Origin of the sequence: Micromonospora sp. MP36, from assembly GCF_008119785.1 — a bacterium.
Classification (GTDB): Bacteria; Actinomycetota; Actinomycetes; order Mycobacteriales; family Micromonosporaceae; genus Micromonospora.
Genome location: NZ_VSFA01000179.1, coordinates 1 through 8,615 on the forward strand (window position 1 = coordinate 1; position 8,615 = coordinate 8,615).

11 protein-coding genes are annotated in these 8,615 nt (G+C 69.3%); 2 read left to right on the forward strand and 9 right to left on the reverse strand.

The genetic code is table 11. The annotated features are described in order from the left end of the window. Positions 1 to 88: 88 nt before the first annotated feature. From FXF52_RS39355 to FXF52_RS39365, 3 genes are all read right to left on the reverse strand, one after another. Positions 89 to 328 carry a YrhB domain-containing protein gene (locus FXF52_RS39355; protein WP_187413995.1) on the reverse strand — a complete coding sequence of 80 codons (240 nt, stop codon included), beginning with the start codon at positions 326 to 328 and terminating at the stop codon, positions 89 to 91. Positions 329 to 522: 194 nt separating this feature from the next. Then, positions 523 to 906 carry a hypothetical protein gene (locus tag FXF52_RS39360; RefSeq protein WP_148804743.1) on the reverse strand — a complete coding sequence of 128 codons (384 nt, stop codon included), beginning with the start codon at positions 904 to 906 and terminating at the stop codon, positions 523 to 525. A 301-nt stretch (positions 907 to 1,207) separates the two neighbouring features. Further along, positions 1,208 to 1,414, reverse strand: a complete 207-nt coding sequence (locus FXF52_RS39365) for a hypothetical protein (protein WP_255472858.1) — start codon at positions 1,412 to 1,414, stop codon at positions 1,208 to 1,210. Between the two features lie 230 nt (positions 1,415 to 1,644). Here FXF52_RS39365 and FXF52_RS39370 point away from each other — a divergent pair, with 230 nt between their 5' ends. Next, entirely contained in the window at positions 1,645 to 2,556 is a 912-nt protein-coding gene (locus FXF52_RS39370) for a hypothetical protein (RefSeq protein ID WP_148804745.1), read from the forward strand. 220 nt (positions 2,557 to 2,776) lie between these two features. Here FXF52_RS39370 and FXF52_RS39375 read toward each other — a convergent pair whose 3' ends face one another. From FXF52_RS39375 to FXF52_RS42255, 4 genes are all read right to left on the reverse strand, one after another. Then, the gene (locus FXF52_RS39375; protein ID WP_148804746.1) at positions 2,777 to 3,265 is read right to left on the reverse strand and encodes a hypothetical protein; all 489 of its coding nucleotides are present in this window, start codon (positions 3,263 to 3,265) and stop codon (positions 2,777 to 2,779) included. Between the two features lie 730 nt (positions 3,266 to 3,995). Continuing rightward, a complete protein-coding gene (locus FXF52_RS39380) occupies positions 3,996 to 4,292 on the reverse strand; it encodes a helix-turn-helix domain-containing protein (RefSeq protein WP_187413996.1) in 297 nt (98 codons plus the stop codon). A 199-nt stretch (positions 4,293 to 4,491) separates the two neighbouring features. Further along, a complete protein-coding gene (locus FXF52_RS43680; RefSeq protein ID WP_255472859.1) occupies positions 4,492 to 4,869 on the reverse strand; it encodes a hypothetical protein in 378 nt (125 codons plus the stop codon). 259 nt (positions 4,870 to 5,128) lie between these two features. Beyond that, the gene (locus FXF52_RS42255; protein ID WP_255472860.1) at positions 5,129 to 5,698 is read right to left on the reverse strand and encodes a DNA cytosine methyltransferase; all 570 of its coding nucleotides are present in this window, start codon (positions 5,696 to 5,698) and stop codon (positions 5,129 to 5,131) included. A gap of 100 nt (positions 5,699 to 5,798) precedes the next feature. On the opposite strand from FXF52_RS42255, the gene FXF52_RS39390 reads away from it, so the two are divergent. After that, positions 5,799 to 6,539, forward strand: a complete 741-nt coding sequence (locus tag FXF52_RS39390; protein WP_148804747.1) for a hypothetical protein — start codon at positions 5,799 to 5,801, stop codon at positions 6,537 to 6,539. A 107-nt stretch (positions 6,540 to 6,646) separates the two neighbouring features. On the opposite strand, the gene FXF52_RS39395 is transcribed toward FXF52_RS39390, so the two are convergent. After that, a complete protein-coding gene (locus FXF52_RS39395; protein ID WP_370518096.1) occupies positions 6,647 to 7,651 on the reverse strand; it encodes a TRM11 family methyltransferase in 1,005 nt (334 codons plus the stop codon). Next, positions 7,644 to 8,537 (reverse strand): hypothetical protein, encoded by an 894-nt coding sequence (locus tag FXF52_RS39400; protein ID WP_148804749.1) that lies wholly within the window; start codon positions 8,535 to 8,537, stop codon positions 7,644 to 7,646. The genes FXF52_RS39395 and FXF52_RS39400 overlap by 8 nt, the downstream gene beginning before the upstream one ends. Positions 8,538 to 8,615: the final 78 nt, after the last annotated feature.

The following is an 8,615-nucleotide window of genomic DNA, read 5'->3' on the forward strand; positions in this document are numbered from 1 at the left end:
TTGATGTGGCGGGCCGGGCGGCGGCCCGCTCCCCAGGAGGGCGGGTCGGCGGCAGACGGGATGGCAACGGCATCAGCATGAAGCCAGCTCAGGCAGAGAAGCGCGCTTCGCCTGTTCGCTTGTCCACCACAACGGGGGAATTTCCGGCCATCGCCTGATGCCAGTCATCAGCCTCGACGTACGCCTTCCCGTTGTAGGGAAAGACGTACACGTCGTTGAGGTCCTTGACGGCGTAGTCCACGATGACGATGGGATAACTGAAACGTCCTCTGACCTCGGCATCCAGGAACTGTTCGGCGATCTGTCGGGCAGACTCTATGGAAATCAACGTCTCAGGGTCCCTTCGTCGTCGTGCCACCTACGCCAGTAGCCGGTACCGCAGCGCAGAATTCTGCCCTCGTTTTGGGACGCATCGGGCACCTTGCCGTCACGGGCCCTAGAGCCTTCCGACCGGAACCCCGCCAGGAATGCTGCTGGCAGCGGTTGTCTCATGCGTGGCCGACGACCTCGCCCGACACCCCGCTAATTGATCGGGACCCTTAGACAGGAGTACCGGAGTTGGTGGGATAAGGTCTCGATATCGGTGATCCAGAGAAGCTTTTCATCATCCGCTGGGTCAGCCGCCTCCACCATCTCAATCTTCTTCAGCATCGCGGAACCCGGCTGGGCTATGCCCGTGACCCCTGATCGCTTCGCCGCCTCGGCGATCGGCCGCATCACAATCGGATCGTCATAGGTAATGGCTTCCTGTGCCTGCACGTTCTGCTCGCACGCCCACTGCGCCAACGCCGGTCCGTCCAATGTGGGGATCGGGGCCACGGCGACGGGGCGGGAGGTAGCGGTGGGGGTGGCAGAGGGCTGCGTCGAGGGATGGCCGGCCTGGCAGCCCGGTACGGCAAGGATCACGGCTGAGGCTAGGAGGACCGATCGCATGCGCGGCACCCGACAAGAATAGACGAAATGATCTTTTCGACGTCGAGGCACGGCGATGTCACCCTGCGAGAGCGCACCGCCGCAAGCACGCAGCCCCTGCCGCTCGTCGTGCCCGAAGCGTGCCCGATCCAGAGGTCAACACCGGCCCGGAACGGGCACCTGGCACAGCCTCGACCAGACCGCCCCGCCCTCGGCGGGAAGGGACCGACCTGCTCACCGATGTGGATCAGTCCGTGCAGGGGTTGACGCAAATCGCTTCCCAACGGTCGTGAGGTCAGCGGCCACGGGTGCGGACCGCCTTCGACGGAAGGTGTTGGGCGGGCCGGGTGACGAACGGGTTAGGTCCGTCGAAGATCCGGCCGAGCAGGGAGGCCACGTGCGCGGGCAGGTCGGCCCGGTGGTGCTCCCACAGGTAGATGTCGCGGATGAGTTGGTAGGTCTTCGGCAGCTCGATCCCGTCACGCGCGGCGAGGATCTTCATGCGGCCGATGAGCTGGACGGGTTCCCAGGCGACTGCCGGCCATGTCTGGTCTCGAATGATGGTTGACGAAACGGCGTCGCAGGATGCTTGACATGATCACAAAGCAGCGCGCAGGCAAGTACGCCGCTGGAGCTTGCAACTGGTGGGGTGGCGCTGCCCAGGACGGTGCCAAAGGGTGGAGGTCTCGAGCTGACAGCGGGTTGGTCCCGTCCAGGGATAGGGTGCGGCCTGTGAATGCGACCTCACCCGATGCCCGCGTGCCGCCGGCTCCTGTGCTGGCCGAGGGTTTCCGGGAGGTGCTCGACGCCTTCGAGGAAGATGCGGGCCGCGCTCCCCGTCTGGTGGAACTGCTGGAGATCCTGCGGGAGGGCGCCCGAACACTGCCTGATGATGCGTTGGCCGACGGCTACCCGGACGAGATTGTGGGTTTCGTCGAGCGGCCACGCGCACGCGCCCGTAACACCGACGTCCTTGCCGGCCTCAACGATGGCCCGTACGTCGCCGCCGCAGCGGCCTTCAACCACTGGTGGCAGACCGGCGTGGGTGCGCCTATCACCCTCGTCGATCTCGCCGCCGTAGTGCATGAGGCGCTTCGCTATGTCGGCCCAGCCCTGTTCGACTCCTCGGAGGCCGCCCGGCTCACCGCGATTACGCCGAAGCGAAGGCGGGCGAAGGCCCGCGCCCGCATCGGTGACATCATCGCCGTGCCCACCGGGAACCACGACTATCACCTGGTCGTGTTCGTTTGCCGGAACAGGTTCGGCGCGGCCTTCGGATTGATCCGCGGCCGGTATCCGCTGCGGAATCCGACAGCCGGCCTCGCTGCGGCAGCCACCGGGATCGTTAGGTACTGCGACGAGGAGGCGATCTCGACTGGGCGGTGGCGCATAGTCGGACACGACAGCCAACTGCTCGGCTGCTTTCCCGCCGATCCAGAGATCTACCATCGGCCCGAACCACCGATTGCCGGCTTGCCCCCCGTTGGCGAGTTCGGGTCAGGAGAGACCGCCAGCGGTCACCTGCGTGATCTGACCGCCGCCGAAGCGCTCGCCATCGACCTTGCCGGCCGCTATGAGCAGGTGTACTTGCACGAGCACTTTGAGCGGACGCTCGCCGAAATCATCGCCCCGCACAGCGATTAGCCCAAGGGATCTGCACGCTCGGCGCGCACCCCAGATGATCATGTCAACCATCAACCGACACCGCCGTGTAAAGCATCAACCGGCGCAGGACAGCCGACTGCCGGCCATGTCGGGCTCCACTTGATGCGTTACGGATCGAGGTCAGATGATCCGTGACACTTCCGGCTAGACGATCTTGGATATGGGTTGAGGTTTGGGTTAGGGGTGGGCCAGGCGGGCTCTAGTCGGGTATCTGTGCTGCTTGTACCGCGCTCCAGGAGGTGGGTGAGTCGGAGGGTAGGAGCCGGGTGGGGTCGGTTGCTGGCACGAAGAAGGCGAGAGCGCTGGGCTCGCGATCTTGCTGGTCATCTTCCTGCCAGCCCACGGCCCTTGCGACGACGTAGTCGACGGTTTCGCCTGACTCGATGATGAAGACCTGGTTGTCGGCGGTGCGGTTGGTCTGGCCGAGGATGCGCTCACGCTCCTCGGTGGTGGCGCATCGCAGCACCAGACCGTCGTAGTCCATACGAGTTTTCATCGCGTCTACCGGCTTGAACAAGATGTCGATTCGCGGCTGCCGGCGCCCGTCATCGGTCGTGGTCCGTGCGCGGAGCAGTAGTTGGCTGTGGCTCAAAGCGTAGGCCCAGACGGAGAAGCGGCGCTTCGACCGGAACAGCTCCTTGCCTGGCGCGAATTGATCGTTCTTGTTGAGCCATGCTGCGGATCGCATCGAGCCAGCATGACAGTGCCGTCAAGGCCCTGAGCAGTTGGATCCACTACGAGGACGGGCGCGAAGGCTCCGGGTCTGCGCGTTGCGGTCCGTGGGTGGTTGCGCAGAGCCATCCCGCCAGCCGACGACCCGGGCAAGCCGAGCAGACCAGGTCTGAGACGCCGCTGGACGACGCGCCCAGAACTTACAAGCGAGGGGTCGGCCCCGGGCCGTCTGGGCCGTCGCTGGGCCGTCAAGCGCCGACCAATGATGACCGAAGACGACCAGCAGCACCCGAAGAAACAGCAGGTCAGCCACCGTGTGAGGGCGGCTGACCTGGTGGGCGACGGACGAGTCGATCTGATTCTGGTCGACGTAGCCTCCCGTACGAGGATCGTGAGACGCGATGCGCGGTTGGCGCCGCACGAGGAAGGCGAGCCGTGGGCAGAAGGGGAGACGGAAGTTCTTCAGGGGCGGGTCTGTCTCTCGGGATCAGGAGCCGCGGTCCCTGATGGCACAGCACCTCCGCGACGGTCATGTTGCGTCAGCCTCAGGATGAGCGGTATGTGACAGCGGGCGACATGGTGGGCGACGGACGAGCCGACTTGCCGGATTCTGCGAGCATCACATCATGTCTCGGCCGCGTCATGCGCTGATCGTCGGCGCCATCCTGATGCGGCACGCCGTCACGGCCCTCGATAGATCGGCCTTTGGGTGCAGCGAGGTGGGGTAGCTCAAGGCGGTGGCAGGCTCACTGTATGGGGTTGGCATCCTCGGTGCTGGGGACGTCGTGGGCCAGGTGTAGCGCGGCGAGGATCGGTGGAACCGGCACCCGGTAGTGGGTGCCGGCGCGGATCAATGGCACAGGGAAGGCGTCCCGGCGGGCCAGCTTGTAGGCCGCTGACCGTGAGACGCCGAGGATGTCGGCGGCGGTGGCGAGGTCGGTGGTCAGGCCCAGAGCGCGGACCTGGTCCGCGGTCCACGCCGACTGCCTCCGTTCTGTGGCCGGTCCGCGGGTGGTGACATGAGGACGACGTGTGGAAGGCATAGCTTGTCCTTCGTCCGTAGAGGCATAGGGGCAGGGGGCCGGCCGGCTCGGGGCAGGCCGGCCCCACGATCAGCGCCCTCGATGAAGGGGTGCCGGTCGTCGGCCAGACCGGCCAGCGCGCGGCCTCTACCCGGACTGAGCGGAGGCAGGCTGCGTAACCGGGCGACAGCGCCGGACGCTGGTCGGCTCCATGGGTTTCTCAGGCGGGGATGTGCCAGCGGTGTGGGCACAGCAGTAGCCGTAGCGCGGCGGCGGCTTGTTGGGGGACGACGCCGTTGCCGAGGACGCGCAGCGCGAGGGTGCGGGGCAGTCCGAGGGCGGTGACGTGCCCTTGCTCGAGTCCCATCAGCCATTCGACGAATGGTGGGGCCAGGACGGGCTTGCCGTGCCGGCCGGTCTGGGTCGGTTCGGGGACGGGCCGGCCGAGGATCAGTTCCCAGCGGGCGACGGCGGCGGCGTAGACGCCCCACCGGTCCTCGTCGAGTTGGCCGAGGCCGGCGACGGTGGTGCGTAGGTCGTTGCCGCCGTCGCCGTGCCGGCCGGGTCCGCGCCCGTCTGAGGCGGGCGGTGTGGGCAAGATGCGGGGGACACGTACCGCTGCCGAGGGCAGGGTGAGGTCCCCGTGTGAGCCCCGCTGCCCAGGGCAGCCTTTCTCCCCGTCAGAGGCGCGCGGCGTGGGCAGCAGCACCTGCGACAGCGGCGGCCGAAAGCCTCTGCCGGCGCGCCGTCCGGGAGTGCCGGTGTCGCTGGCCCTCGGGGTGGGTAGCAGCCGGTGAGCGGTGCCGCCGGGTTCGATGAGGTCGGGCAGCCCGTGCTGGTGGCCGGGGCCTTTGCCGTCACGGGCGCACGGCGTCGGCAACGTCCGCACCCCTACCGAGGAGTTCGGTGGGGGTGGCCAGCAGGAACAGTCGGTCGCGGCGGTGCGGGGCGCCGATGTCGGATGCGCGTAGGCACGTCCAGCTCGTGTCGTACCCGAGCGCGGCCAGGTCGGCGGCGACGACGTCGAACCCGCGGCGGAGGAGGGCGGCGACGTTTTCCACAAACACGAGCGGCGGTCGAAGTGCGCGAACAGCGTCGACCACGCTTGTCCACAGGCTGCTGTGGATACCGGTGATGCCGGCTCGTTTGCCAGCGTTGGAGATGTCCTGGCAGGGGAACCCGGCGGTGAGCACGTCGACCGGCTCGATGCGGGTCCAGTCGACGGTGCGGATGTCGCCGAGGTTGCGCACGCCGGGCCAATGGTGCTCGAGCACGGTGCGGGCGTGCCGGTCGACCTCGGCGTACCAGGCGAGCCGGCCGCCGAGCACCAGCTCGACGGCCAGGTCGAGGCCGCCGTAGCCGGTGCACAGCGACCCGATCCGCATCCCGTCGCCGAGTCGTGCGGGCGCGGGAGGAGGCTCAATCACGCCACCTCCCGCACCCGGCCCTGCGCCGCCGGTCGTCTCGAGGGGCTGGCCGGGGCGAGGGGGCCGCGTGAGTGGGCCGGGTGCCCGTAGGGTTGGCGGCATGTTCGCCGGCCTCGACGCGCTGCATACGCTGTGTAGCGAGGGAGGGGACCGCCGCCGGGGTTGGGAGTTCGTCCGTGCGGTGACCGCGGCATTGGGCCGACCGCTGATCGAGGGCGACGGTGTCGACGCCGGCCGGTTGCAGGCGGCCGAGGACCGCATCGGGATCTTGCTGCCCGCCGCGCTGCGTGAGGCTTACCTGCTGTTCGGTCGCCGGAGGGACCTGACCGCCGCTCAGGACCGTCTGGTACTGCCCGAACAGCTTCGGACCGACGCCGACGGCGTCCTGGTCTTCCGCGTCGAGGCCCAGAACTGCGCGTCGTGGGGCGTGTCGGCCGGGGCCGTCGGCCAGGACGACCCCCCGGTCGTGGTGAACGTCGGAGACGGCTGGGTGTCGTACTCGGATCGGCTGTCGCTTGCGCTCGTCGAGATGGTGCTGTCGGAGGCGATGTTCTCCGCCGACGAGGGCAACGTCGACAACCGGGAGTTGGACGACGCGGCCAGCGCAGCGCTGGGCGCGGCGTTCGAGCGCCTGCCGTTGCCGGACTTCCCTTTCTGGGCCGGGATGGACGGGCCGCCGATCCGCTGGTTCGCCGGCCCCGATGCGCTGCTGCGCGACGACGGCGGGACGTGGCTGTGGGTCCACGGCCAGACCCCGGCGGCGGTGCAAGCCGTGCGGCATCGGTTGCCCGGCGAGTGGCTGATGGTCCCAGACGACGAGAACGAGGACGGCGAGAGCTGAGGCCTCGGGCGAAACGATGTTGGGGATCTCACCGCGGACGGCGGGCAGCAGCAGTACGGATGACTGCACGCCCGCGCCGAGGCTGAGATCTCGGGCGGTCGGTGAGCTCACGCGACCACCCCGCCGTCGGTGGTGTCCTTCAGGTTTCCTGAACTCGCGGACTTTCCGGGGCGTCGGAAGATCAACACGTCCTCGTGCGTGATCAGGTGCAGCGGGGTGCCGGCGGTGCGGGCCTTGCGCACGGCCTGGAGTTGGAAGAACGACGGCCGGGCGATCAGGTGCCCGTCGCGGACCGCCGCGAGCAGCGCGACGCACCGCTCGGTCGGGACCAGGCCGGCGCGGATACCGGCGGCGATCACCGCGGACGGCAGGTCGACCAGCTGGCCGTTCTTGCGCCACGGCCGGGCGGTGACCACCACGGTGCCGCCGGGACGCAGCAGTACCGCGCAGCCGGCCAGGATCTGCTCGAACCCGTCGGCGAGGCCGGTGAGGTCTCGGTAGGCGAGGTTCCCGCGGTCGGTGCCGTAGGTGTTGTCGAACTTCGCCACCCCGTCCGCGCCCGGGCGGACCAGGCCGTGCACGGTCGGCCCGTATGGGGGAGAGGTGACCACCAGGGCGACCTGCCCGGCCAGGGCCGCGGGCAGCAGCGACTGCAGGCGGGTGGCGTCGCCGCGGACCACCGACGCCCGCCCGGTGGCGCCCTGCAGTTGGGCGTGGGTGATGTTGGCGTCGGCGATGTTCGACCAACGCGGCTCGTACTCGACACCGATGGCGTCGCGGCTGGCGTGGATGGCCTCGACGAGGGTCGTGCCGATCCCACACATCGGGTCGAGGACGAGGTCGCCGGGCTGGGTGTAGGCGTGCACCGCGTGGGCGGCGATCGCCGGGAGCATCCGGGCGGGGTGCTTGACCGACTCGGGCAGATACCGGCCGCGCCGCTGCACCGGCCCGGTCTGCTGCGCGGTCGCCCACACCGACAGGCCCTCCGGCCCGCCCGGGACCCGGTGGCGGCCCTCGTCGTCGCGGAGTCGGCCCTCGTAGCTTCGGTGCCGGCCGCGGTAGGTGTCCTCGGGCTGGTTCGGGCCGGTGGGGGAGAGGGTGTGCTCAGCCACGGCGGTCACCCCCGTCGCGGCGCCCCTCGCGCGGCGCGGCCGCCGGTGCGAAGGGGGTGAACACGAGGAGGTCCGCGTGGACCTTCAGGTGCGCCACCGCCCACCGCTGATCGGTCTGTTGGGTGAGGGTGAGCAGTTCCTCGTCGGTGACGTGGTAGACGAACGTGTCACCGTCGGTCTCGGCGGCGACGGCGACGATGTGCTGCAGGTAGCCCAGGCCCACAGCCGCGGCGGCGGTGGCCACCGGGGTGAAGTCCTCCGGCCCGCTCGCCGCGGCGGGGATGGTGACGACGAGGACGAGGCAGCCGCCGGGGCGCAGTAGCTGCGCGCACGCGGTCAGCAGCCACGCCAACCGGATCCGGTTGGCGGCGTCGGCGGGGTCGAGGGGCCAGCAGACCACAACCAGGCTGGTCGCATCCTGGAGCGACCCGTGACCAGGGGCAGTTGTGGTCTGCTCGGCCGGCAGGTCGGGGTCGGTGAGGTCGTCGCCGAACCACACGCTCATGTCCGGCACGTCGCCGCCGCCGTCGCGCGAGGTGGTCGGGTCGGGGCGGGCCGGCGGGGTGGCCGGTCCGATGATCAGGCTGGACGCGTCGGTGAACCATCCCGGGTGATGCCGGCGACCGCCCGCCGTGCAGACGGCAGCGAGGGCGTGGTCGCTGGTGAGGTCGACGATGACCTCGCCGGGGCGGGTGTAGGCGGCGATCAGTCGGTAGGCGAGGCGGGCGCCGATGCTGCGGCCGGCGTCTGCCGGGCCGCGGGCGGTGCGCCACACGGTGACTGGCACCGGCGGGTCACCGGCGACAAGGTCGATCAGGGTCGGGTCGACACACGGGTCGACCGGGCGGACAGGGTCTGGGTGGTGCTGCGGCGTGTGCTCGCTCATCTGAATGTCGGCTCCGCGCCGCGCCGTGATGCGCTGACACCCTCAAACCGGGTTCTGTCAGCTTTGGCGAACACCCCT

Coding starts and splice junctions, on each gene's coding strand:
- FXF52_RS39375 (WP_148804746.1), bottom strand. CDS start 3,265: ATGCGATCCGCAGCATGGCTCAACAAGAACGATCAATTCGCGCCAGGC.
- FXF52_RS39365 (WP_255472858.1), bottom strand. CDS start 1,414: ATGAAGATCCTCGCCGCGCGTGACGGGATCGAGCTGCCGAAGACCTAC.
- FXF52_RS39400 (WP_148804749.1), bottom strand. CDS start 8,537: ATGAGCGAGCACACGCCGCAGCACCACCCAGACCCTGTCCGCCCGGTC.
- FXF52_RS39380 (WP_187413996.1), bottom strand. CDS start 4,292: ATGCCTTCCACACGTCGTCCTCATGTCACCACCCGCGGACCGGCCACA.
- FXF52_RS39390 (WP_148804747.1), top strand. CDS start 5,799: ATGTTCGCCGGCCTCGACGCGCTGCATACGCTGTGTAGCGAGGGAGGG.